We start from the raw sequence: 24732 nt of genomic DNA, 5'->3' as shown, positions 1-24732 counted from the left end.
TTGGAAAGAGCTTATTTATCTGATCGGGGAAAAGTAAGACAGCATAATGAAGATAGTGTAGGGGTTTTTGAAAATAATATAGGTATTTTAGCTATTGTTGCTGATGGTATGGGGGGTCATTTGGCTGGCGATGTTGCAAGTCAAATGACGATTTCTACATTTGAGTCTTTATGGAATGAAGTAGAAAGTATTAAAGGTCCAAAGGATGCTGAAATATGGTTTAGAGACAAAGTAGCAGAGGTAAATAAAGTTGTTTACGAACACTCTTTAGAAAATCCTGAATGTCAAGGTATGGGAACGACAGTAGTTGGCGCAATAGTAACATCAAGTTTTGCAACCATTGGTCATATTGGTGATAGTCGTTGTTATTTATTAAATAATAGCGGTTATAAACAAGTAACACAGGACCACTCGTTAGTAAATGAATTGGTAAAATCAGGTCAAATTTCTAGAGAAGACGCAGAACATCACCCACGCAAAAATGTATTATTACGAGCGCTTGGAACAGAACAAACTGTAGAGATTGATGTTACTACGATTGAGTTTGAAGAAAATGATGTTCTTTTACTTTGCTCAGATGGGCTTTCTAATAAAGTAGCAGATGAATTAATGGAAAAAGAACTATTGAATAATAATAATCTTTCAAACACAGCATCTACATTAGTGCAAATGGCAAATGATCATGGTGGAGAGGATAATATTACCTTAGTTGTTATTAAAAAGACGGCAAATGATGAATTAGGTGAAAAGCCGTGTTAATTGGCAAAAGAATCAGTGGTCGTTATAAAATTCTAGAAGTTATTGGCGGAGGCGGAATGGCGAATGTCTATTTAGCCAAAGACATGATTCTAGAAAGAGAAGTAGCAATGAAGGTATTGCGTTTTGATTTTTCTAATGATGATGAATTCATTAAACGTTTTAGAAGAGAAGCTCAATCTGCTACAAGCCTAGCTCATCCAAACGTTGTTAGTATATACGATGTTGGTGAGGAAGATGGAGTTTACTACATAGTGATGGAATACGTAGAGGGGCAAACATTAAAACAATACATACAACAGTTTGCACCAATACATCCTAGAAAAGCAGTAAATATTATGCTCCAAATTGTATCTGCTATTCAACATGCACATGACAATCAAATTATCCATCGAGATATAAAACCACATAATATCTTAATAGATCATCATGGAAATGTAAAAGTAACTGATTTTGGAATTGCCATGGCTTTAAGCTCAACAACAATTACACAAACTAATTCTGTTTTAGGATCTGTCCATTATTTGTCACCAGAACAAGCAAGAGGTGGTCTAGCTAATAAAAAGTCAGATATCTATTCTATTGGTATAGTTTTGTTTGAACTTTTAACAGGTCGACTTCCATTTGATGGAGAATCAGCTATATCAATTGCATTGAAACATTTACAATCAGAAACACCTTCAGCGAAAAGATGGAATCCTGACATTCCACAAAGCCTAGAAAATATTATCTTAAAATCAACAGCTAAAGACCCTTTTCACCGTTATGAGGCTACAGAGGAAATGGAAAGAGACCTTGAAACCGTATTTGAGGTAAGTAGAATATCAGAACCACGTTTTACTATTCCTGACGATGATGAAGCAACTAAGGCGATACCAATTATTACAAATGAAACCATTGAAAAAAATAAATTGGAAGATACATTAGTACGTCCTGCTATAAAACATCAAACAAATGGTAGTGAAGACAATAAGAAGAGCAAAAAAGGTAAGAAACCTAAAAAGAAAAAAAGTAAACTTGCTATGTTTATCATTACTTTATTTGTTATTTTAGTTCTTGCTGCTATTGCAGCAGTTACAATCATTCCGTCAATGTTCTTACCAAAGGATGTAGAAGTTCCAGACGTTACTGATAAGTCATATGAAGAAGCTTTAAGTCTCTTATATGATGCTGGATTTGAAGTTGGTGAACCAGAGCTTGTTTCCCATGAAGAAATAGAAGAAGGTTATGTTATAAAAACAGATCCTGAAGCAAACACAGTAACAAAAGAAGGTGCGACCGTTATTATTTATGAAAGCACCGGTAAAGAAAAAGTGTTATTTGATGATTATGTAGATCGAAATATTGATCGAGTAAAATCAATCCTTGAGATGAATGGTTTCACAGATATTCAAGTAAAAGAAGAATCACATGAATCAAAAGATGCTGGGACAATCTTATTTCAAACGCCGGAGGTAGGCGAATATGTGATACCTTCTGAAGATACAATCGAATTCACAGTGAGCTCTGGTCCAAAACTAATCAAAATTGAAGATTTAAAGGGTAAAACTAAACCTCAAATTGATGAATATATAAGCTCAAAAGGATTTAATTCAAATGTGTCAGAAGTTCATTCAGAGGAAATTCCTGAAGGTCAGTTAATCTCGCAATCACCAGGCCCTGGTGAAGAAGTAGTACCAAAAGATACAACATTACAATTGGTTTATTCCCTAGGTCCAAAAGCAAAGCCTCCAAAAACAGTATCTAAGACAGTTGAAATTCCTTATGAGCCTTCAGAAGAAGGTGAAGAATTAGAAGTATTAATATTAATTGATGATGCTGAGCAATCTATTTCTGAAACATATGAGACATTTAAAATTACTAGTGCAGAAGTAAGAACATTGAAATTTACAATTAATCCAGGGGAAAATGCTTTTTATCAAATTCATATTGATGGTAAGGTTGTTACAACTGAAACAATACCTTATCCAGATGAATAGAAGCTAGTTTTCTTAGTTATCTTGGAATTAAGCTTATTTTATACATTTTATCCTTAAATGGACGAAATTACGTTGGAGCATGTCCGAGGGACGCTCCTACTTAACGATCCTTTTAATTTGAATGAAAAAGTAAAAAAGTAAAAAAAGCCTTTATTTAGAATATCAATGGTGAATACCATCAAGGAGGTTATCCATGCCACAAGGGAAAATTGTGAAAGCTCTTAGTGGTTTTTACTATGTACAAGATCAGGAAAGATTGATTCAGTGTAGAGGCAGAGGTATTTTTCGAAAAAATAAAATTTCCCCGTTAGTAGGAGATGAAGTTAAATATCAGGCTGAGAACGATCAAGAAGGATATATTCTTGAGGTGTTTGAGCGGAAAAATGAATTAGTAAGACCGCCTATAAGTAATGTGGATCAAGCAATTCTTGTATTTTCAGCAGTTGAGCCTGATTTTAGTCCTACTCTACTAGATCGTTTTCTTGTTCTTATTGAAGCTAACGACATTGAGCCGCTTATTGTAATTAGTAAAGCTGATCTTATTGATTCAGAGAAAGTGAAAAATAAGGTTCATGGATATGCAAAGGATTATGAAGATATAGGATATAAAGTTCTGCTAACATCAACTGTTGAATCTACTGTTGATACAGATTTATTTCCGCTTTTACAAAACAATATTTCTGTTTTTGCTGGGCAATCTGGTGTGGGAAAATCCTCTTTATTAAATGTTTTAAGACCGGACCTTGACTTGAAAACTGATGATATTTCTTCACATTTAGGACGGGGAAAGCACACAACTAGACATGTGGAATTAATATCAGTTGGTAAGGGTTTTGTTGCAGATACGCCTGGATTTAGTTCCCTAGACTTTACGGGAATAGAAGTAGAAGGTCTTTCATATTGCTTTCCTGAAATGAGGGAAAGAAGTGGCGACTGTAAATTTAGAGGTTGTACACATCTAAAAGAACCAAAATGTGCGGTTAAACAAGCATTAGAAAATGGTGAAATACCACAATATAGATATGATCATTATGTAACATTTGTAGAAGAAATAAAAGATAGAAAGCCGAGGTACTAATTATGATTAAGATCGCTCCTTCAATCTTATCGGCAGACTTTGCAAAATTGGGAGAAGAGATAAAAGATGTAGAAAATGCTGGTGCTGAATATATTCACGTAGATGTGATGGATGGACATTTTGTGCCAAATATTACAATTGGTCCATTGATTGTTCAAGCTATACGTCCAATTACTAAATTACCACTAGATGTGCATTTAATGATTGAACAGCCTGATCAATATATTCCTCAATTTGTGGAAGCTGGTGCAGATATCATAACTGTTCATGTGGAAGCTTGTAAACATTTGCATCGAACAATCCAATTAATTAAGTCTCAAGGAATTAAAGCAGGTGTAGTACTTAATCCACATACACCTATTGAGTCGATTATCCACGTTTTAGAAGATATCGATATGGTATTGTTAATGACTGTTAATCCTGGTTTTGGGGGGCAAGCATTTATTCCACAAGTGTTACCAAAGATTAAACAATTATCTGACTTAATTAAAACAAAAAATTTGTCTATCGAAATTGAAGTAGATGGTGGGATTAATGATGTAACTGCTAAGCAAGTGGTTGAAGCTGGAGCATCAGTGCTGGTAGCAGGTTCAGCAATTTTTAATAAAGAAGATAGAAGTAAAGCAATTAAAGAGTTGAAGCAAGCAACTAAATAAAAAAATAGGTTCATAAATAATCCAGAAAAGTCCCATCCTAGTAAAGAGTAGACTACTGTCGAAATAAATAAAGGAGGGATTTTATGGAGATTTCAAAAAATGATATAGCTATTATTGAACAAGCGTTAAAGGCTGCATCTATTAACAGTACTGATTATGAAGAAATTGAACAGTTTGAAACAGTTTTAAAAAAAATAGACATTACTTCTTCTGCTCAGAATGATGGATTTAGATATGACTATGATGATAGCTCAAGTTAAATTGAAAAGCTCTGACATTATATGTCAGGCTTTTTCTTATTGAGCAAAAATGTAATAAGTTACTTTAGTTTTGGGGTAAGCTCTAGACTTTAACATCTATGCTTGTCGCCAATAAATGGTACCTTAATCTTTTTAATCATTTTAAGAATGAAGGTAAGTAGTAAAGGAGAAACCATGAAAACAATTGCAATAGTTGCAGGTGGCCCAAGAGAGAACTTAGCGAATTTAGTAAAATATCACAATGATGATGTTATATGGATTGGTGTTGATGGTGGTGTTAAATACATCAAGGAATTTGGATTACCATATCAGTTTGCTTTTGGAGATTTTGATTCTATTTCTTCAAGTGAAAAAAAACAGTTAATTGATATTGGAAAAGAAGTGTTGTCATTCTCACCTGAAAAAGATAAAACAGATACTGAAATTGCGTTAGAATGGGCGATAAAACAAAGGCCTACTAAAGTTCATATCTTTGGTGCAACAGGAGGAAGAATTGATCATTTACTAGCAAATATCTACCTGCTTATGCAATCAATTGAATTTGATAGCATGATCGAAATTATAGATAAACAAAATCATATCACGCTTTATACACCGGGTACATATACAATAAGGAAAGACGATGAAAAAAAATATACATCACTTATACCTATAAGCTTAGAGGTGAGGGGAATAACCTTAAAAGGGTTTAAGTATCCATTAAATAATTGTCATATTAAACTGGGATCAACATTATGTATAAGTAATGAACTCATTCATGAAGTAGGTACTTTTTCTTTTGAAGACGGCATATTATTACTAATAAGAAGCCGTGATTGAGCACTGTTTGTCCAAAATGGTTATAGGCGTCATTTTTTTAAGAAACTTGAATATAATGCTAGAGAACTGATTTATATTTTTGAAATTGACGAATTATTTACACCTTTGAACAAGCTAACAAAAACTTGTTTAATTGATTTGGTTGAGGAGGGAAACAATGAAATTCTATACGATCAAATTACCAAAGTTTTTAGGAGGAATTGTTCGAGCGATGCTCGGTTCATTTAAAAAAGACTAAGAAAAAAGCACCGTTATGTTCGGTGCTTTTTTCTTAGCTTATTCGTTTAATATCGTATAAATATGAAACAAAGCAGCAATAAGCTACTAGGATAAGCTATCATTCATGTTTTCTGCTTTATAGGTTCTTTCAAAAAGGTGTTCGTTAAGCATTTAAATCTTTATTTGATTAAAAGTTTTATAGCTTCGCTACCTTCTTTTTGAATGTTCATTAAGTGAGCTTAATAAAATTAAACTCGCTCAACTTTACCAGATCTTAAAGCGCGAGCAGATACATATACTTTTTTAGGTTTACCGTTAACTAAGATGCGAACTTTTTGAAGGTTTGCGCCCCAAGTACGTTTGTTAGCGTTCATCGCGTGAGAACGTGAATTACCTGAGCGTGTCTTTCTACCAGTAACAACGCATTTACGTGCCATGTTATTCCCTCCTTACTACAAAAAAACCTTACATATTTTACGATAGTCATGTACATAGCCATGAGATACTTTAATAATTTATCATAACTACCATTAGATTGCAATACTTCTGATGTAGTCCTTTCAAGAATTTTTCCTTGACATAGTTTTTTTATGTTGTTGTATAATAATAAGGATGTATGCTTTTTTCACTTCGGACTTATAATCGCTTTTAAAATGAAGTTGCTTATAGTAAAATAACTATAGCCAGTGCGAACAATTCCAAAGGGGGAACCATCATGTCCATTGAATTAAAAACTAAGTACGGACAAATTGATATATCCAATGAGGTCATTGCAACTGTTGCGGGCGGTGCCGCAATTGACTGCTACGGTATTGTTGGAATGGCATCAAAGAATCAAATAAAAGACGGCTTTACAGAGATTCTAAGGAAAGAAAACTTTAGCAGAGGTGTTATAGTTCGCCAAGATGATGAATCAATAAATATTGATATGTACATTATCGTCAGCTATGGTACAAAAATTTCTGAAGTCGCACATAACGTTCAAACGAAAGTAAGATATACGTTAGATCAAACGGTTGGGCTTTCTGTTGATTCCGTTAACATTTTTGTACAAGGAGTTCGTGTATCGAACCCATAGTAAGGAGGAAACTACCTGTGTCAATTACAACTTTAGATGGTAAGCGTTTTGCAGAGATGATCTTGCAAGGTGCAGACCACCTATCGAATAATGCAAAATTAGTCGATGCCCTTAACGTTTTTCCAGTTCCTGATGGAGACACTGGAACAAATATGAATTTATCGATTACATCAGGAGCTAAAGAAGTACGAAACCATCAATCAGAGCATATTGGTAAAGTTGGTCAGGCGCTATCAAAGGGTTTACTTATGGGTGCTAGAGGTAATTCAGGTGTTATTTTATCTCAATTATTTAGAGGGTTTTCAAAATCAATTGAATCAAAGGCTCAAATTACAGCTATTGAATTTGCTGATGCACTTCAGGCAGGTGTAGATACAGCTTACAAAGCAGTTATGAAGCCTGTTGAGGGTACAATATTAACTGTAGCAAAGGATGCAGCAAGAGCAGCAGTTATTGCTTCAGAAACTGAAACATCAATTGATATATTAATGGAAATAACATTAAAAGAGGCTGAAGCTTCCTTAAAGCGAACACCCGATCTCCTTCCCGTTCTAAAAGAAGTTGGAGTAGTAGATAGTGGTGGACAAGGATTAGTATTTGTTTATGAAGGGTTTTTAGCTATATTAAAAGGCGAAAAATTAGAAATAAATGCTAATAGGCTTTCAATGAACGATCTTGTGAATGCTGAGCATCATAAAAATGTTCAAGGTCATATGAACACAGAAGACATTGAATTTGGTTATTGTACTGAATTTATGGTTCGTTTTGAAGATGGCAAGAAGAAATTTAATGAAGAAGATTTTCGTAATGATTTAAGTCAATTTGGAGACTCATTGCTAGTTATTGCCGATGAAGATCTGGCTAAAGTACATATTCATGCTGAACATCCTGGTGATGTTTTATCATATGGTCAAAAGTATGGTAATCTCATTAACATGAAAATTGAAAATATGCGTCAACAGCATACAGATATTGTTGGTGAGAAAGTAGACAAGGAAACTCCTTTAACAAATGAAACAAAAAAAGAAAGAAGTAAGTTTGGCATTGTCACAGTTTCAATGGGCAAAGGAATAGCAGAATTATTTAAAAGTATTGGTGCAAATATAGTAATTGAGGGCGGACAGACGATGAATCCGAGCACGGAGGATATTGTGAAAGCCATTCGTGAAGTAAATGCAGATAATATAATTATACTACCTAATAATTCAAATATCGTTATGGCGGCACAGCAAGCTGCCTCTGTAGTAGATGAACATGTTATTGTGATTCCTTCTAAAACTGTTCCACAAGGAATGGCAGCGTTACTATCTTTTAATCCTACTGCAGAGCCTAGTGATGTTGAAAAGATTATGGTAGAAGCTTTAAGTAGTGTAAAGAGTGGTCAAATAACTTTTGCTGTAAGAGATACAAATATTGATGGCCTTGATATTGCAAAAGGTGACTTTATGGGAATCTCAAATGGTAAAATAATTTTAACTGAACGCGATCAATTGTTAGCTTCTAAAAAGTTATTATCTGAAATGATTACTGAGGATGATGAGATATTAACCATTATTCAAGGTGAAGATGCAAATGATGATGAAGTAAGCGAACTTGTTACATTTGCTGAGGAACAATTTGATCATGTTGAGGTTGAGGTTCATAAAGGAGAACAACCTCTTTACTCATATATATTCTCAGTAGAATAAGCTATTAAACAAAAGAAAACTCGGCCCTTGGCCGGGTTTTCTTTTGTTTAATGAATTCATAGAAATTTTTGAATAAATAAATATTTCTCAGTTGTTTTTGTCTACGTACTGTAAGGAATAAAATCTGTTAAACTAAGAGTTAGAAAGTATTTTAATTACATTAAATTCAACTTATATTTATAAATCAAATTTATTACGTATCTTTTACTCTGTTACCTATAATGAAATGAAATGAGGAGAGGATAAGCGATGAAATACCGAAGTGTTTTTGATATTATTGGACCAATTATGATTGGTCCTTCTAGTTCACATACAGCAGGAGCAGCTAGAATTGGTCGTGTGGCACGAACGTTATTTGATAGAGAACCTAAATGGGCAACTATTTCTCTTTATGGGTCATTTGCACAAACATATCTTGGACATGGAACAGATGTTGCTTTAATTGGTGGTTTACTTGATTTTGACACATTTGATGAAAGAATTAAATCAGCAATGGAAATAGCAAAAGATAAAGGGATGAAAATTTCATTTATTGAAGAAGATGCTGTTACTGATCATCCCAATACAGCTAGACTTATTATCGGGGATGATTATGGGCAGTTAGAATTAGTTGGTGTTTCAATTGGTGGAGGGAAAATTGAAATTACAGAACTTAATGGTTTTGAATTAAAGCTATCTGGAAACCATCCAGCTATTTTAGTTGTTCATAATGATCGTTATGGTGCAATCGCTGCGGTAGCTAATGTATTGGCAAAACATGCAATAAATATTGGTCATATGGATGTTTCAAGAAAAGAAGTTGGTCAAGTTGCATTAATGACAATTGAAACAGATCAGAATTTAAGTAAAGAAGTGATAGAGGAACTAAAAACCTTACCAAATATATTACAAGTGACTAAAATAGACGATTAATTGACATTGTTAAATCTGTTAATGAGGGGGAAAAATCATTATGTTTCGAAATGTAAAAGAACTTGTTTCTTTAGCTGAAGATAAAGGTGTAAAAATAGCGGAAATAATGATTCAGCAAGAGTGTGATGTAACAAATAGATCAAGAGAAGATGTAATGGCACAAATGGAACGTAACCTAGAAGTCATGGAACAAGCTGTTGAGAAGGGGTTAGCAGGAGTAAAATCACATTCTGGTTTAACTGGCGGAGATGCTGTTCTTTTACAAAAGTATATTGATGAAGGGAATTTCCTGTCAGGAAGTACAATTCTCGATGCTGTAAGTAAAGCAGTTGCAACAAATGAAGTGAATGCAGCCATGGGAACCATTTGTGCAACACCTACCGCTGGTTCAGCTGGTGTAGTACCTGGTACACTTTTCGCTGTGAAAAATAAATTACAACCAAGTCGGGAAGAAATGGTTGAGTTTTTATTTACTTCAGGTGCTTTTGGTTTTGTTATTGCCAATAATGCCTCGATCTCAGGTGCTGCAGGTGGCTGTCAGGCTGAAGTGGGATCTGCTTCAGGTATGGCTGCAGCAGCAATTGTTGAACTAGCTGGAGGAACACCACAACAAGCAGCCACAGCAATGGCAATTACATTGAAAAACATGCTAGGCCTTGTATGTGATCCTGTAGCAGGTCTAGTTGAGGTACCTTGTGTAAAAAGAAACGCAATGGGAGCAGCTAATGCTATGGTTGCAGCAGATATGGCACTTGCGGGAATAACTAGTAGAATTCCATGTGATGAAGTCATTGATGCCATGTTTAAAATAGGTCAAACAATGCCAAATGCCTTAAAAGAAACAGCGCAAGGGGGGTTAGCAGCGACTCCAACAGGTCAACAACTGAAGGCCAAGATTTTCGGAGATTCGCAAAAATAATGTGGAAAATAGATTATTAGAACCAATTGATCATTTAAAGGGAGTCGGAGAAGAAACGGCAGAACTATTACATGATATAGGGATTTATTCTATTAATGACTTAATAGAGTATTTTCCTTATCGTTATGATGATAATAGTTTACGAGATCTAGAGGAAGTTAAACATGATGAACGTGTTACAGTTGAAGGTAAAGTTCATAGTGAAGCTGTTCTTACTTACTTTGGAAAAAAACGTTCTAGATTAACGTTTAGATTACTAGTTGGTCGCTATTTACTTTCAGTCGTTTGTTTTAACAGACCTTATTTTAAAAACAAGCTTTCTCTGAATTCAATAGTTACTGTCACTGGTAAGTGGGATAAGAATAGACAAACGATTACTGCGCAAGAATTAGTATTTGGCCCTAAACAAGAAATATCTGGTATTGAACCTGTTTATTCTGTAAAAGGAAAGCTTACTGTTAAAGGGATGAGGAAGTTTATCTCTGTCGCAATGAAAGAATATATAGATGAGATAGAGGAAATTCTTCCGATAGAGCTTTTAGAAAAATACAAGCTTATCACAAGAAAGCAAGCGATTCAAACCATTCATGCTCCTATCGAACAAGCCAGTTTAAAACAAGCAAGAAGAAGGTTTGTCTATGAAGAGTTTTTGTTATTTCAATTGAAAATGCAAGCGTTACGTAAAGTGCAAAGAGAACAGTCTAAAGGTCTTAATCAACAATACCCAAAGGAAACTCTTGATCACTTTATCAAAGCATTGCCTTTTCCCTTAACAATTGCTCAATCGCGAGTAATCGATGAAATATTGAGTGATATGAAATCACCATATCGAATGAATCGATTGCTTCAGGGAGATGTTGGATCAGGGAAAACAGTTGTTGCTGCGATTTCGATCTATGCAACTATATTATCAGGATATCAGGGAGCATTAATGGTTCCAACTGAGATTCTAGCTGAACAACATGCCGAATCACTCATAAAATTGTTCGAACCCTTTGATATAAATGTTGCTCTTTTAACTAGTTCGGTTAAAGGGAAGAAACGAAGAGAATTATTAGAAAAACTCAAGAATAACGAAATTCATTTACTGATTGGTACTCACGCTCTAATACAGGATGAAATTAATTTTCATACATTAGGCTTAGTCATAACAGATGAGCAACATCGTTTTGGAGTTGAACAAAGACGGATGCTTCGTGAAAAGGGAAAAAATACAGATGTGTTATTTATGACAGCAACTCCCATTCCACGAACACTTGCTATTACCGCATTTGGTGAAATGGATGTGTCTGTCATTGATGAATTGCCTGCTGGTAGAAAGACGATTGAAACATATTGGGTGAAGCCAGATATGTTAGAGAGAATCATAGCATTTATCGAAAAAGAAATAGCAAAAGGGCGTCAAGCATATGTAATATGTCCTTTGATAGAAGAGTCAGAAAAGCTTGATGTGCAAAATGCTTTGGATGTTCACAGTATGCTTACAGACTATTATCAAGGTCGATATAAGGTTGGCCTCATGCATGGTCGACTAAGTTCTGATGAAAAAGATGCTGTCATGAGAAGCTTTAGTGATAATGAAGTTCATGTATTAGTATCAACAACGGTTGTTGAGGTAGGGGTAAATGTACCAAATGCTACAACAATGGTTATATATGATGCTGAACGTTTTGGGTTATCACAACTTCACCAACTTCGTGGTCGTGTTGGAAGAGGTAGTGAACAATCCTATTGTATATTATTAGCTGATCCTAAATCTGAAACGGGAAAAGAACGAATGAAGATTATGACAGAAACTAATGATGGTTTTGTGTTATCTGAAAGAGATCTTGAGCTAAGAGGGCCTGGAGATTTCTTTGGTAAAAAACAAAGTGGAATGCCAATTTTTAAAGTGGCAGATATGGTACATGATTATCGCGCATTAGAAGTAGCAAGACAAGATGCAGTAGAGTTAGTACGTTCAGATGCTTTTTGGCAAGAAGAGAAATACAATGGTTTAAGAAAACAATTAACGAATTCAGGTATCCTTAATGGAGAGAAATTAGATTAACATCGTACAACTGAAAAAAGGTCATTATTTTTCTTTACCAATTGGCTCAGTTTAACATTGTTATTAATTTCGGTTATTGACACTCACTTTATTCATTATGAATATTGAAAAAGCGATTCATTTCTACTTAATAATAATCTATGAAAAACAGATTGCAATTGTCTTGCAATCTGTTTTCTTTATCTATATACTACTATTAGTACCTAGTCTTAATAGTTCGGACGGTGTCATAAATATCATGAAAAAAAATAAAAAAGAAAGACAACTATTACTACAGGAAACAATAGTGAATACTCCATTTATTACAGATGAAGAGTTGGCTGAAAAGTTTCATGTTAGTATTCAGACGATTCGTTTAGATCGTCTAGAATTATCCATTCCAGAATTAAGAGAGCGGATAAAAAATGTCGCAGAGAAAAAATTAGATGATGAAGTAAAGGCACTACCAATAGAAGAAGTAATTGGTGATATCATTGACCTTCAACTTGATGAATCTGCCATTTCGATACTTGAAATAAAAAAGGAACATGTTTTCAGTCGTAACCAAATTGCACGTGGTCACCATCTATTTGCACAAGCAAATTCATTGGCTGTTGCAATGATTAATGATGAATTAGCACTTACAGCGAAAGCAAATATTCATTTTACAAGACAAGTAAAAGAAAATGAACGTGTGATCGCAAAGGCGAAAATTGAAAAAAATGATTTGGAAAATAGACGAACGACCATAAAAGTGAATAGTTATGTAGGAAATGAATTGGTCTTTTCAGGAGAATTCGAGATGTTTCGTTCAAATCCAACACAAAGGTAGGTAACAAAATGAAACTAGCAATTGACGCCATGGGTGGCGACAATGCTCCTCAAGCAGTTGTTGAAGGAGTAATAAAAGCGATTCATGCTTTTCCAGATCTTGAAGTGACTCTTATTGGACAAGAAGAGAAAATAAAGCAATTTTTAACAGATTCTACTAGAATTACAATTATACATACGGATGAGGTTATTGAAGGTACTGATGAACCAGTTCGAGCAGTAAAAAGAAAGAAAAATTCTTCAATGGTTTTAATGGCGAATGAAGTAAAAGAAAAACGTGCAGATGGTTGTATATCAGCAGGAAACACCGGTGCACTCATGACAGCCGGTTTATTTATTGTTGGACGGATTAAAGGGATAGAAAGACCAGCATTATCACCTACATTACCAACTTTAAATGGAGATGGTTTTCTTTTTCTAGATGTTGGGGCAAATGTTGATGCAAAACCAGATCATCTTCAACAATATGCAATAATGGGTTCAATTTATGTAGAAAAAGTACGTGGAATTAAGAACCCACGTGTTGGTTTATTAAATATTGGAACAGAAGATAAAAAAGGAAATGAATTAACTAGACAAGCGTTTGAGTTATTAAAGCAGACAAACTTAAACTTTGTCGGTAATGTTGAATCACGTGATTTAATGAATGGTGTTGCAGATGTTATTGTGACAGATGGCTTTACAGGTAATATTGCGTTAAAAACGATTGAGGGAACAGCTTTATCGGTTTTTTCAATGCTAAAATCTGCCCTCACGAGTAACTTGAAGTCAAAGGTAGCAGCTGGTGTATTAAAGCCACAACTAAAAGGAATTAAGCAGCAAATGGATTATTCAGAATATGGTGGTGCAGCTTTATTTGGCTTACAAGCACCAGTTGTGAAAGCTCATGGCTCTTCAGACGCAAATGCGATCTATAATGCTATTCGGCAAACTCGAGAGATGGTATCGAATGATGTTGCAGAAACAATTTATGCTTCACTTGAAGTAAATTCAATATCACAAGCATAAAAAAATAAGGGGGTTTTTGTGTGACGAAAATTGCATTCTTGTTTCCTGGACAAGGATCTCAAACAGTTGGAATGGGTAAAGAAATGTTTGATCAAGTTCCGGAATCTAAAAATATATTTGAAAAAGCTGACAAGAAACTAGGCCAAAATCTTTCAGAACTAATTTTTCATGGTCCGCAAGAAACATTAACAGAAACATATAATGCTCAGCCAGCATTACTTACAACAAGTATTGCGATCTTGGAAAATTTTAAAAAGTATGAGATCTACCCTGATTTTTTAGCAGGGCATAGCTTAGGTGAATATACAGCACTTGTAGCAGCTGGTGTGATGAACTTTGAAGATGCAGTCTATGCAGTGAAGAAGCGTGGAGAATTTATGGAAGAAGCAGTTCCCTCTGGTAAAGGTGCTATGGCTGCCATTTTAGGTATGGATCCAGAAGAATTAAAAGCTATTACAGAAGAAGTTACTAAAGACGGACATTCTGTACAACTAGCAAACTTAAACTGCCCAGGACAAATTGTTATATCAGGTACCACTGAGGGGGTTGAAAAGGCTTCAGCATTTGCGAAGGAAAGGGGAGCAAAAAGAGCGATACCTCTAGTTGTTAGTGGTCCTTTTCATTCAGAGTTAATGAAGCCTGCAGCTGCTCAGTTAAATGCTGTTCTTACAGAAGTAAACTTTCAACCTGGGTTAATACCTGTAATTGCAAATGTCACTGCAAAACCTGTTATTAATCAGGAGGAAATAAAAGAACTACTAGTAGAACAGTTATACTCTCCTGTTAGATGGGAAGAATCAGTAAGAGCTATGCTTGATCAAGGTGTGACAACTTTTGTTGAAATCGGGCCAGGAAAAGTATTGACTGGATTAGTAAAGAAAATAGATCGTTCAGCAACTGTTCATAATATCTACGATCTTGAAACAATGAAAACAGTTGTAGAGAAGCTTAAGGGGGAATAGTCATGTTAAGTAAAAAGGTTGCACTCGTGACAGGGGCTTCTAGAGGAATTGGAAGAGCCATTGCCTTAGATTTGGCTAAACATGGAGCGAGTATTGCTGTAAACTATGCTGGAAACGAAGCTAAAGCAAATGAAGTTGTTGATGAAATAAAAGCAAACGGTGGTCACGCAATCTCTATTAAAGCTGATGTTTCAAATCAAGATGATGTTCAGCAAATGATTAAATCTGTAATAGGGGAATTTGGTCAATTAGATATTCTTGTTAATAATGCTGGGATCACACGTGATAATCTTTTAATGAGAATGAAAGATGATGAATGGGATGATGTGATTAACACAAACCTAAAAGGTGTCTTCCTATGTACAAAAGGTGTAACTAGACAAATGATGAAGCAACGACATGGGAGGATCATTAATATCACTTCGATTGTAGGTGTTAGTGGAAATCCTGGGCAAGCAAATTATGTTGCAGCCAAAGCTGGTGTTATTGGTCTAACAAAAACGACAGCTAAAGAATTAGCATCTCGAAATATTACGGTGAACGCTGTTGCACCTGGTTTTATCACAACAGATATGACAGATGAACTTTCTGAGGATGTTAAATCAGAAATGCTTAAACAAATTCCTTTAGCGAAATTAGGTGAACCGAGTGATATTTCAAATCTTGTTACTTTCCTAGCTTCTGAAAAGAGTAAATATATTACCGGTCAAACATTGCATGTGAATGGTGGCATGTATATGTAATTCTTTGCTGCTGTTATTTTATAGTAGTAAATGAACTCTCTTTAAAAAATACGGAATGAAACCTAGTTTTTTAAATTGAAATACACTATAATACTTGAGGGGAGGTGAAGTAAAATGGCAGATGTATTAGAACGTGTAACAAAGATTATCGTTGACCGTTTAGGTGTTGATGAGGCTGAAGTAAAGCTTGAGTCTTCATTCAAAGATGATCTTGGTGCAGATTCCCTTGATGTAGTTGAGCTTGTTATGGAACTTGAAGATGAGTTCGATATGGAAATTTCTGACGAAGATGCAGAAAAAATCGGTACAGTGGGTGACGCTGTTAACTACATAAATAGCACACAATAATGTTGCTTTAAAGTCCCGTAGGTTTACGGGACTTTAACCCTTTTCACCCTTTTTTTTATGAAATTTTCTTAGACTTCTTTTCGAATGCTTTAACGCCAGATAAAGTTGTTTATACTATTATTTAAATGATAAAGTTTACTTGACATAAGCCACTCCATAATTCAAGGAAATTCCCTTCAATTATGAAGTGACTTATCTAAGGCGTAGCTTTCGCTTTTAAATTGGAGGTACCTATGTTATGGCAAGACATATTAATTACAAAGAGAGAAGAACCTTTGCAAAAAAGGCAGAGGAATTCAAAAAGTTTCAAGAGCGTATAGGTCATTCATTCAAGAATGAAAAACTTCTATATCAAGCATTTACACATTCTTCATATGTAAATGAACACCGCAAAAAACCATATGAGGATAATGAAAGGTTAGAGTTTTTAGGAGATGCTGTATTAGAATTAACCATTTCTCAGTATCTTTATAAGAAATATCCAATGATGAGTGAAGGTGAGTTAACAAAGTTACGTGCGGCAATTGTCTGTGAACCTTCGTTAGTTGCATTTGCAAACAACCTTTCTTTTGGAAGCTTAGTTTTGCTTGGCAAAGGCGAGGAAATGACAGGGGGGCGAGCTCGACCTGCACTCCTTGCGGATGTATTTGAGGCTTTTATTGGTGCATTATATTTAGATCAAGGTTTAGAAGCAGTTGTTCGATTCTTAGATCAGTTTGTGATCCCAAAAGTTGATGAAGGAGCCTTTTCCCATGTGATGGATTTTAAAAGTCAATTGCAAGAGCTGGTACAACGGGACACAAAAGGAACGTTAGAATATAAAATATTGCAAGAAAAAGGACCTGCTCATAATCGGGAATTTGTTTCAACTGTTTCGTTAAATAGTGAAGTTTTTGGCACAGGAAGCGGAAAATCTAAAAAAGAAGCAGAGCAACATGCGGCTCAAGAAGCGTTATCAAAGCTGCAACAGATTAATAAATAACCCTACAAGGACAAGCTCGTTCTTACGTGTAACTCTTGATCGTTTTTTTCGGTTTTGAGAATATGCAGATAATGAGTTGTCCTTTTTTTCTTCGAATAAATTCATTAAAGTTATCACCCTAGGTTCGATATATTATGATAAAATACTTAAGAATTGTTATTACTCAATAATAATAGAATATTAAACCTTGTTTTCTTAGAATTTGTTCAAGCACGCTTCTTTTGAAAATATGGCTATGTTAAAGCTTAATGTTGATTTTTAGCACTTTGGTGATTGATGAAAGGCATGAGACTCCTGCTGGAGAAGCGTGTCATAAGGAGACCCTACAGGCGCGCAGCTGACGAGGAGGCTCCCGGTCCTAGGAAGAATTGTTGTTTGAAAAAGCCAGTAGTTGGGCTTTTTCATTATTCTCCCCCTAGGAAAAAAGGCACTTTTTTTCCGCGAAAGTGAATGCCTGTAACGGAAGTCAACAACAAAGTTTAACAGAGCCGAAAATATAAATTGAATAGTAAGGAGGATCACAATGTTCCTCAAACGATTGGATATTGTAGGATTCAAGTCCTTTGCTGAAAGGGTAACAGTAGATTTTGTCAACGGAGTTACAGCAGTAGTTGGACCTAATGGAAGTGGAAAAAGTAATATTACAGATGGTATAAGATGGGTGTTAGGTGAACAATCTGCCAAATCTCTTCGAGGTGCAAAAATGGAAGATATTATTTTTGCTGGAAGTGACTCAAGAAAAGGTCTTAATTTAGCAGAAGTGACACTCACTTTAGATAACACAGATCATTTCCTGCCGATTGACTACCACGAAGTAAGTGTAACTCGTCGTGTGTATCGCTCAGGTGATAGTGAATTTTTTATTAATAAGCAAGGATGTCGCTTAAAGGATATCGTTGACTTATTTATGGATTCAGGACTTGGCAAAGAAGCTTTTTCAATTATTAGCCAAGGTAAAGTAGAAGAGATTTTAAGTAGTAAATCAGAGGAACGCAGAAGTATCTTTGAAGAAGCTGCTGGTGTTTTAAAATACAAATCTCGTAAAAAGAAAGCTGAATATAAGTTAGCAGAAACACAAGAAAATTTAAATCGTGTCCAAGATATACTTCATGAACTAGAAGTACAAGTAGAACCTTTGAAAATACAAGCCTCGATTGCAAAGGATTACCTAGAACAAAAGAAAGAGCTTGAGCAAATTGAGGTTGCTTTGACAGTATATGAAATTGAAGAACTTCATGAAAAGTATGCAACTCTTTCAAAGTCTGTTGAAGAAGGAAAAGATAAAGAGCTGAATCTTATAACGATGATGCAAAAACGTGAAGCAGATGTTGAAAAAATGAAAGACCACTTAAATGCGTTAGATGATTCAATCGATGACCTTCAGCAGATTTTATTGCTTGCAAGTGAAGAACTTGAGAAATTAGAAGGTCGCAAAGAAGTACTTAAAGAAAGAAAGAAAAATGCCCATCAAAATAAGGCACAGTTAGAAAAGACAATTGAAGAGCTTGACTGTCGAATTTCACAATTAAAGGAAGACAAACAAAAGCAGGAAGCTTTTTTAAGTAATAGTGAAACTGAATTACAAAGTATCAAGCTTCAATTAGCAGAAAAACAGAAGCTTTTTTCAACATATGATCAGAATATGGAAGAAATGATTGAGGCTTTGAAAAGTGAGTACTTTGAATTACTTAATGAACAAGCATCAGCTCGGAATGAAATTAGCTATATTGATGAACAAGTTAGTCAACAAGAACGAAAGAACGATAGACTCTTAGATTCAAATAAACGATATGTGACAGAACGTGAAGAAATAACTAAGAAGAAATCAATAATCGAGGCTAATTATACCTCTATAGAGAAGAAACTGTCAGATCAAATTAAAGAATTTCGGGATTTATCAACAAAGTTGGAAAACTTAAAAAATTCATATCAAAAGAAAGAATCAGCGTTGTATCAAGCTTATCAACTATTACAACAATCTCGATCACGTAAAGAAGTGCTAGAGTCTATGCAAGAGGACTATGCAGGATTCTTTCAAGGTGTAAAAGAAGTATTAAAAGCTAAAGATCAGCTTCCTGGCATTCATGGAGCAGTCGCAGAATTAGTATCTACAAATAAAGAATATGAAACAGCAATTGAAATTGCTTTAAGTAGTTCCATGCAGCATGTAGTTGTGGAAGATGAAGCATCTGCACGAAAAGCAATACAATTTTTAAAAAGTAATTCATATGGTAGAGCTACATTTTTACCCTTATCAGTTATAAAGGAAAGATCGATAAATTCACATGATTTAACGACAATCAAAAAACATCCAGCGTTTGTAGGTGTAGCAACAGATTTGGTAAAATATCACCAAAACTTTAAATTGATTGTAGGGAATCTTTTAGGTACAGTTATCGTTACATCAGATTTAAAAGGTGCTAATGAGATTGCTAAACTTATGAATTATCGTTATCGACTTGTTACACTACAGGGTGATGTTGTTAACCCTGGTGGATCTATGACAGGTGGAGCGGTTAAACAAAAGAACAATTCTTTATTAAGCCGACAACGTGAACTAGAAACACTTATTGAAAAATTGGTTGTGATGGAAGATAAAACAGCTGGCCTTGAACAAGATGTAAAGTCTACTAAAGAGGCTATCCAAGATAAAGAGAAGACACTTGAGCAATTACGTGCAACTGGTGAAAAGTTGCGTTTAGAAGAACAGAGAATTAGAAGTGAGATAAGAGAGATTGAGCTAAATGAAAAGAATATCAACGATCACTTAAAGTTATATGATGCTGAATTAGATTCGTTTGAATCGGATAAAGAGAAAAATGCTAATCGAAAAGAAGAACTCAAACATAATCTAAAAGAAATTGCAATAAAATTAGAAAAACTAGATCAAGAAATTGATCAACTATCTAAAAAGAAAACATCACAACAAACATCTAAAGAAGAACTGCAAAATGAACTAACAGAATTAAAAGTTGTACTAGCTAGTAATCAGCAAGTATTCGAAAACCATAAGGAAAAGGTTGAAAGAATACAAGATGAACTTTCACAATCAATTCAAAAATATGAAGAAACGAAAGATGATTATTCGTTGCTTTCAAATGAAATGACTTCTAGTTCTTCTGGAGAAGAAAAACTAGAAGAAGCAGCGAATAAAAAGCTTCAAGATAAAAATAAAACAATTGAGTTAATTGCAAGTAGGCGAGAAGAACGTCTACAACTTCATGAAAAGCTCGAATATGAAGAGCGAGAGTTGAAAGAACTTAAGCGACAAGATAAACAGCTTAGAGATATCTTAAAAGATGAAGAAGTTAAATTAAATCGTTTAGATGTTGAGCTTGATAATCGATTAGATCATCTTCGTGAAGAATATTTATTAACGTTTGAAGGTGCAAAAGAACAGTATGTTTTAGAGTTGGAAATAAATGATGCCAGAAAACGAGTGAAACTAATTAAGCTTGCAATTGAGGAATTAGGAACGGTAAACTTAGGTGCGATTGATGAATATGAACGTGTATCAGAGCGTTTCAATTTCTTAACTGAACAAAGAGATGATCTATTAGAGGCAAAAGATACTCTTTATCAAGTTATTGATGAGATGGATGAAGAAATGAAGAAGCGATTTGAAGAAACCTTTAATGCTATTCGTTCGCATTTTGAATCTGTTTTTCAAGCGTTATTTGGCGGTGGACGAGCTGAGTTGAAATTAACGAATCCTGAAGATATTCTTAATACAGGTGTTGATATAGTTGCACAGCCACCAGGTAAAAAATTGCAAAATTTAGGTTTGCTTTCAGGAGGAGAACGAGCTTTAACTGCCATTGCTTTATTATTTTCAATATTAAAGGTACGTCCTGTTCCATTTTGTGTTCTTGATGAAGTAGAGGCAGCTTTGGATGAAGCAAATGTTCATCGTTTTGCTCAATACTTGAAGAAATTTAGTCACGAAACACAGTTTATTGTCATTACTCACCGCAAAGGAACAATGGAAGAGGCTGATGTTTTATATGGTGTGACAATGCAGGAATCAGGAGTATCAAAGCTTGTATCTGTTAGACTTGAAGAAACAAAAGAATTAGTACAATCTAGCTGAAGGGACGAGCATGTATGAGTTTTTTTAAAAAATTAAAAGAAAAAATAACACAACAAACAGATTCTGTCACTGAAAAATTTAAAGACGGTTTAACAAAAACGAGAGACTCTTTCGCCGGAAAAATGAATGATCTTGTAGCAAAATATCGAAAAGTGGATGAAGATTTCTTTGAAGAACTTGAAGAACTTTTAATCAGTGCAGATGTTGGTGTTTCGACAGTAATGGATTTAATTGATGAGTTGAAAATGGAAGTGAAACGTCGAAATATCCAAGATACAAGAGAGGTTCAAGCTGTTATTTCTGAAAAACTTGTCGAGATTTATGAAGGTGATGAAGACGAAGAAAAAAGTAATAAACTGAACCTTGAACATGGTCGTTTAAATGTTGTTTTATTTGTAGGAGTTAATGGTGTAGGGAAAACAACAACTATAGGTAAGTTAGCACACAAGCTTAAGAGTGAAGGGAATTCTGTTCTTTTAGCAGCTGGTGATACTTTTAGAGCAGGAGCGATTGAACAGCTTGAAGTTTGGGGACAACGTGTCGGAGTAGACGTTATTAAGCAATCCGAGGGATCTGACCCAGCTGCTGTAATGTATGATGCTGTTCAAGCTGCTAAGGCACGCAAAGTAGATGTGTTATTGTGTGATACAGCAGGAAGACTGCAAAATAAAGTTAACTTAATGAAAGAGCTTGAAAAGGTAAAACGTGTCATTGAAAAGGAAATTCCAGGTGCTCCGCACGAAGTATTACTTGTTTTAGATGCGACAACTGGGCAGAATGCTATGACGCAAGCTAAACAATTTTCACAAGCCACCAATGTATCTGGTATTGTATTAACAAAACTTGATGGAACAGCAAAAGGTGGAATTGTTTTAGCTATTAAAGGAGAGTTAGATATTCCAGTTAAATTTGTTGGTTTAGGCGAAAAAATGGATGATCTCCAGGAATTTAATACAAATCAGTATGTTTATGGTCTATTCTCAGAAATTATTGAAGAGCAAGAAGAGGCATAAACTATACATGATAAGCGAGTTTTTGCAATGATTAACCACATTGTGAAGGCTCGCTATTTTATTTTTTATGGTGAATAATTACATGTCTTTTGCTTTTGCTAAACAATTGAAATAGATAAATTTATTACTGAGCAATATCTTTCATCTAGATAGTACTTGACAAGAAAAAGCTACATATGTAGACTATTAAGATGTAAAGGTAATTCACTTAACAAAGGGGTGAACGACATGACGCTTGAAAAAACGACGAGGCTTACTTATCTCTTTGATTTTTATCAATCGTTGCTAACGCCTAAACAAAAAAGCTATATGTCGTTATACTATTTAGATGATTTCTCCCTTGGTGAAATTGCAGAAGAGTATGATGTTAGTAGACAAGCTGTTTACGATAACATTAAGCGTACTGATGCAATGTTAGAGCAATATGAAGAAAAGCTATTATTATTTCAAAAATTTCAAGAGCGTCAATCATTAATGAAAAAACTTCGTGAATTTTCTTCTAATATGGAAAATCAACAAGAGTTTGATACATTACTAAATGATCTTGAGAAATTAGATTAGGAGGCGGCATTTATGGCATTTGAAGGATTAGCCGACCGACTGCAAAATACGATGGCGAAAATACGCGGCAAAGGAAAAGTTTCTGAAGCAGATGTAAAAGAGATGATGCGAGAAGTTCGCCTTGCTCTATTAGAAGCAGATGTAAACTTTAAAGTCGTGAAAGACTTTATTAAGCGCGTAAGTGAACGTGCTGTTGGTCAAGAGGTAATGAAGAGCTTAACTCCAGGCCAACAGGTTATTAAAGTTGTTAAAGAAGAACTAACTGAACTAATGGGTGGAGAGCAAAGTAAAATTGCAGTTTCTAACCGTCCACCAACAGTTATTATGATGGTTGGTTTACAAGGTGCTGGTAAAACAACGACAACTGGTAAGCTTGCAAATCTATTGCGTAAAAAACATAATCGTAAACCACTGTTAGTTGCAGCAGATATATATCGTCCTGCGGCAATTAAACAATTGGAGACATTAGGAAAGCAATTAGACATGCCTGTATTTTCTTTAGGTGATCAAGTAAGTCCAGTTGAAATTGCGACAAAGGCTCTTGAACATGCCAAAGCAGAACATCATGATTATGTATTAATTGACACAGCTGGACGTCTTCATATCGATGATCATCTTATGGAAGAACTTGAACAGGTGAAAGCTATTGCAAAGCCAGACGAAATCTTCTTAGTTGTTGATGCAATGACAGGTCAAGATGCTGTAAATGTGGCAAAAAGCTTTAATGAATTGCTTGGCTTAACTGGGGTGGTTCTTACAAAGCTTGATGGTGACACACGTGGTGGAGCGGCATTATCTATTCGTTCTGTTACAGAAATGCCTATTAAGTTTGTAGGTCTTGGTGAAAAACTAGATGCAATTGAAGCTTTTCACCCTGAGCGAATGGCTTCACGTATTTTAGGAATGGGTGATGTTTTAACACTCATTGAAAAAGCTCAAACAAATGTTGATGCTGAAAAAGCAAAAGAGTTAGAACAAAAAATGCGTACAGCATCCTTTACTTTTGATGATTTCCTTGAACAGTTAGGTCAGGTACGTAACATGGGTCCTTTAGAGGATTTGATTGGAATGTTACCTGGTGCTAACAAGATGAAGGGTCTGAAAAATCTTCAGGTTGATGAAAAGCAGATAAGTCATGTTGAGGCAATAATTAAGTCTATGACCGCTGCTGAAAAAATTAATCCTGAGATGATGAATGCTTCACGGAAAAAAAGAATTGCAAAAGGAAGTGGAACTTCTGTTCAGGAAGTAAACCGTCTGCTGAAGCAATTTGAAGACATGAAAAAAATGATGAAACAAATGACAACCATGTCAAAAGGCAAGAAAAAAGGGATGAAATTTCCTTTTATGTAACAGGAAAAAGTCTTTTTTAGTTACCTAAAACTGACCTTATAACTAAGTATAAAATATTTTTTACTAAGGAATTTTCTTCTGACAAGAAAAAAACCTTTACATCATATAATTTATTTGATAATATACTATCTTGTTGAAACATTTTCGGAGGTGCTTTATAAAATGGCAGTTAAAATTCGTTTGAAACGTATGGGAGCAAAAAAATCTCCTTTTTATCGTATTGTAGTAGCAGATTCTCGTTCACCACGTGATGGACGTGACATCGAAGTAGTTGGAACATATAACCCAGTTACTCAACCAGCAGAAGTTAAAATCAATGAAGAGTTAGCATTAAAATGGATGCAGGATGGTGCTAAACCTTCTGATACAGTTCGTAACTTGTTCTCAAAACAAGGCATTATGGAAAAATTTCATAACGCAAAAAATAGCAAGTAATGAATGTTCATGA

The 24732-nt window shown here is 34.8% G+C and carries 24 protein-coding genes; 23 read left to right on the top strand and 1 reads right to left on the bottom strand.

From position 1 onward, the window contains the following. From LC076_RS01965 to spoVM, 7 genes are all read left to right on the top strand, one after another. Nucleotides 1-759, top strand: coding sequence for a Stp1/IreP family PP2C-type Ser/Thr phosphatase (locus LC076_RS01965; protein ID WP_226666151.1), 759 nt, complete (start codon nt 1-3; stop codon nt 757-759). Further along, nucleotides 753-2735, top strand: coding sequence for a Stk1 family PASTA domain-containing Ser/Thr kinase (gene pknB, locus LC076_RS01960; protein WP_226665765.1), 1983 nt, complete (start codon nt 753-755; stop codon nt 2733-2735). Before LC076_RS01965 ends, pknB begins: the two co-directional genes overlap by 7 nt. 193 nt (nt 2736-2928) lie before the next feature. Further along, the gene (rsgA, locus tag LC076_RS01955) at nt 2929-3813 is read left to right on the top strand and encodes a ribosome small subunit-dependent GTPase A (RefSeq protein WP_226665763.1); all 885 of its coding nucleotides are present in this window, start codon (nt 2929-2931) and stop codon (nt 3811-3813) included. 2 nt (nt 3814-3815) lie between these two features. Continuing rightward, a complete protein-coding gene (rpe, locus tag LC076_RS01950) occupies nt 3816-4469 on the top strand; it encodes a ribulose-phosphate 3-epimerase (protein WP_226665761.1) in 654 nt (217 codons plus the stop codon). 83 nt (nt 4470-4552) lie between these two features. Further along, nucleotides 4553-4729: a hypothetical protein gene (locus LC076_RS01945; protein ID WP_226665760.1), complete on the top strand. Its 177-nt coding sequence runs from the start codon at nt 4553-4555 to the stop codon at nt 4727-4729. Nucleotides 4730-4903: 174 nt separating this feature from the next. Beyond that, the gene (locus LC076_RS01940; protein WP_226665758.1) at nt 4904-5548 is read left to right on the top strand and encodes a thiamine diphosphokinase; all 645 of its coding nucleotides are present in this window, start codon (nt 4904-4906) and stop codon (nt 5546-5548) included. Between the two features lie 157 nt (nt 5549-5705). Then, nucleotides 5706-5786: a stage V sporulation protein SpoVM gene (spoVM, locus tag LC076_RS01935; protein WP_003328987.1), complete on the top strand. Its 81-nt coding sequence runs from the start codon at nt 5706-5708 to the stop codon at nt 5784-5786. Nucleotides 5787-6015: 229 nt separating this feature from the next. Here the strand turns inward: spoVM and rpmB are convergent, their stop codons facing one another. After that, complete coding sequence (gene rpmB / locus LC076_RS01930; protein ID WP_046514638.1) at nt 6016-6204, bottom strand: 50S ribosomal protein L28; 189 nt, start codon at nt 6202-6204, stop codon at nt 6016-6018. 278 nt (nt 6205-6482) lie between these two features. Here rpmB and LC076_RS01925 point away from each other — a divergent pair, with 278 nt between their 5' ends. The 16 genes from LC076_RS01925 (at nt 6483) to rpsP (ending at nt 24719) form a co-directional block, all read left to right on the top strand. Next, on the top strand, nt 6483-6845 hold the full coding sequence (locus LC076_RS01925; RefSeq protein ID WP_226665756.1) for an Asp23/Gls24 family envelope stress response protein: 363 nt from the start codon (nt 6483-6485) through the stop codon (nt 6843-6845). Between the two features lie 17 nt (nt 6846-6862). Next, nucleotides 6863-8533 carry a DAK2 domain-containing protein gene (locus tag LC076_RS01920; protein ID WP_226665754.1) on the top strand — a complete coding sequence of 557 codons (1671 nt, stop codon included), beginning with the start codon at nt 6863-6865 and terminating at the stop codon, nt 8531-8533. A gap of 249 nt (nt 8534-8782) precedes the next feature. After that, complete coding sequence (sdaAB, locus tag LC076_RS01915) at nt 8783-9445, top strand: L-serine ammonia-lyase, iron-sulfur-dependent subunit beta (protein ID WP_226665753.1); 663 nt, start codon at nt 8783-8785, stop codon at nt 9443-9445. A gap of 40 nt (nt 9446-9485) precedes the next feature. Further along, nucleotides 9486-10364, top strand: coding sequence for an L-serine ammonia-lyase, iron-sulfur-dependent, subunit alpha (gene sdaAA, locus LC076_RS01910; protein WP_226665751.1), 879 nt, complete (start codon nt 9486-9488; stop codon nt 10362-10364). 1 nt (nt 10365) lies between these two features. Further along, a complete protein-coding gene (gene recG / locus LC076_RS01905) occupies nt 10366-12414 on the top strand; it encodes an ATP-dependent DNA helicase RecG (RefSeq protein WP_226665749.1) in 2049 nt (682 codons plus the stop codon). 238 nt (nt 12415-12652) lie between these two features. Next, entirely contained in the window at nt 12653-13225 is a 573-nt protein-coding gene (gene fapR / locus LC076_RS01900; RefSeq protein ID WP_226665747.1) for a transcription factor FapR, read from the top strand. Between the two features lie 8 nt (nt 13226-13233). Then, on the top strand, nt 13234-14232 hold the full coding sequence (gene plsX, locus LC076_RS01895; RefSeq protein ID WP_226665746.1) for a phosphate acyltransferase PlsX: 999 nt from the start codon (nt 13234-13236) through the stop codon (nt 14230-14232). A gap of 20 nt (nt 14233-14252) precedes the next feature. Continuing rightward, entirely contained in the window at nt 14253-15194 is a 942-nt protein-coding gene (fabD, locus tag LC076_RS01890; protein WP_226665740.1) for an ACP S-malonyltransferase, read from the top strand. A gap of 2 nt (nt 15195-15196) precedes the next feature. Further along, nucleotides 15197-15937, top strand: coding sequence for a 3-oxoacyl-[acyl-carrier-protein] reductase (fabG, locus tag LC076_RS01885; RefSeq protein ID WP_226665739.1), 741 nt, complete (start codon nt 15197-15199; stop codon nt 15935-15937). A 114-nt stretch (nt 15938-16051) separates the two neighbouring features. Beyond that, complete coding sequence (gene acpP, locus LC076_RS01880) at nt 16052-16285, top strand: acyl carrier protein (protein ID WP_146946735.1); 234 nt, start codon at nt 16052-16054, stop codon at nt 16283-16285. Between the two features lie 238 nt (nt 16286-16523). Then, the gene (gene rnc / locus LC076_RS01875; RefSeq protein ID WP_226665737.1) at nt 16524-17267 is read left to right on the top strand and encodes a ribonuclease III; all 744 of its coding nucleotides are present in this window, start codon (nt 16524-16526) and stop codon (nt 17265-17267) included. Between the two features lie 523 nt (nt 17268-17790). Next, nucleotides 17791-21357: a chromosome segregation protein SMC gene (gene smc, locus LC076_RS01870; RefSeq protein ID WP_226665736.1), complete on the top strand. Its 3567-nt coding sequence runs from the start codon at nt 17791-17793 to the stop codon at nt 21355-21357. A gap of 14 nt (nt 21358-21371) precedes the next feature. Beyond that, a complete protein-coding gene (gene ftsY / locus LC076_RS01865) occupies nt 21372-22370 on the top strand; it encodes a signal recognition particle-docking protein FtsY (protein WP_226665735.1) in 999 nt (332 codons plus the stop codon). A gap of 228 nt (nt 22371-22598) precedes the next feature. Continuing rightward, nucleotides 22599-22931 carry a putative DNA-binding protein gene (locus LC076_RS01860; protein ID WP_226665734.1) on the top strand — a complete coding sequence of 111 codons (333 nt, stop codon included), beginning with the start codon at nt 22599-22601 and terminating at the stop codon, nt 22929-22931. Between the two features lie 12 nt (nt 22932-22943). After that, nucleotides 22944-24284 carry a signal recognition particle protein gene (ffh, locus tag LC076_RS01855; protein ID WP_226665733.1) on the top strand — a complete coding sequence of 447 codons (1341 nt, stop codon included), beginning with the start codon at nt 22944-22946 and terminating at the stop codon, nt 24282-24284. A gap of 162 nt (nt 24285-24446) precedes the next feature. Then, a complete protein-coding gene (rpsP, locus tag LC076_RS01850; RefSeq protein WP_204953201.1) occupies nt 24447-24719 on the top strand; it encodes a 30S ribosomal protein S16 in 273 nt (90 codons plus the stop codon). The last annotated feature ends 13 nt before the right edge of the window (nt 24720-24732 follow it).

This window comes from Metabacillus litoralis (assembly GCF_020524045.1).
Lineage (GTDB): Bacteria > Bacillota > Bacilli > Bacillales > Bacillaceae > Metabacillus > Metabacillus litoralis_C.
This window is presented reverse-complemented; position numbering and strand designations above follow the sequence as displayed.

What these genes read in the sequence shown, in the direction of transcription:
- rsgA (WP_226665763.1), top strand. Translation starts at nt 2,929, where the DNA reads ATGCCACAAGGGAAAATTGTGAAAGCTCTTAGTGGTTTTTACTATGTA.
- rpe (WP_226665761.1), top strand. Translation starts at nt 3,816, where the DNA reads ATGATTAAGATCGCTCCTTCAATCTTATCGGCAGACTTTGCAAAATTG.
- LC076_RS01945 (WP_226665760.1), top strand. Translation starts at nt 4,553, where the DNA reads ATGGAGATTTCAAAAAATGATATAGCTATTATTGAACAAGCGTTAAAG.
- LC076_RS01940 (WP_226665758.1), top strand. Translation starts at nt 4,904, where the DNA reads ATGAAAACAATTGCAATAGTTGCAGGTGGCCCAAGAGAGAACTTAGCG.
- spoVM (WP_003328987.1), top strand. Translation starts at nt 5,706, where the DNA reads ATGAAATTCTATACGATCAAATTACCAAAGTTTTTAGGAGGAATTGTT.
- rpmB (WP_046514638.1), bottom strand. Translation starts at nt 6,204, where the DNA reads ATGGCACGTAAATGCGTTGTTACTGGTAGAAAGACACGCTCAGGTAAT.
- LC076_RS01925 (WP_226665756.1), top strand. Translation starts at nt 6,483, where the DNA reads ATGTCCATTGAATTAAAAACTAAGTACGGACAAATTGATATATCCAAT.
- sdaAB (WP_226665753.1), top strand. Translation starts at nt 8,783, where the DNA reads ATGAAATACCGAAGTGTTTTTGATATTATTGGACCAATTATGATTGGT.
- sdaAA (WP_226665751.1), top strand. Translation starts at nt 9,486, where the DNA reads ATGTTTCGAAATGTAAAAGAACTTGTTTCTTTAGCTGAAGATAAAGGT.
- fapR (WP_226665747.1), top strand. Translation starts at nt 12,653, where the DNA reads ATGAAAAAAAATAAAAAAGAAAGACAACTATTACTACAGGAAACAATA.
- plsX (WP_226665746.1), top strand. Translation starts at nt 13,234, where the DNA reads ATGAAACTAGCAATTGACGCCATGGGTGGCGACAATGCTCCTCAAGCA.
- fabG (WP_226665739.1), top strand. Translation starts at nt 15,197, where the DNA reads ATGTTAAGTAAAAAGGTTGCACTCGTGACAGGGGCTTCTAGAGGAATT.
- acpP (WP_146946735.1), top strand. Translation starts at nt 16,052, where the DNA reads ATGGCAGATGTATTAGAACGTGTAACAAAGATTATCGTTGACCGTTTA.
- rnc (WP_226665737.1), top strand. Translation starts at nt 16,524, where the DNA reads ATGGCAAGACATATTAATTACAAAGAGAGAAGAACCTTTGCAAAAAAG.
- smc (WP_226665736.1), top strand. Translation starts at nt 17,791, where the DNA reads ATGTTCCTCAAACGATTGGATATTGTAGGATTCAAGTCCTTTGCTGAA.
- ftsY (WP_226665735.1), top strand. Translation starts at nt 21,372, where the DNA reads ATGAGTTTTTTTAAAAAATTAAAAGAAAAAATAACACAACAAACAGAT.
- LC076_RS01860 (WP_226665734.1), top strand. Translation starts at nt 22,599, where the DNA reads ATGACGCTTGAAAAAACGACGAGGCTTACTTATCTCTTTGATTTTTAT.
- ffh (WP_226665733.1), top strand. Translation starts at nt 22,944, where the DNA reads ATGGCATTTGAAGGATTAGCCGACCGACTGCAAAATACGATGGCGAAA.
- rpsP (WP_204953201.1), top strand. Translation starts at nt 24,447, where the DNA reads ATGGCAGTTAAAATTCGTTTGAAACGTATGGGAGCAAAAAAATCTCCT.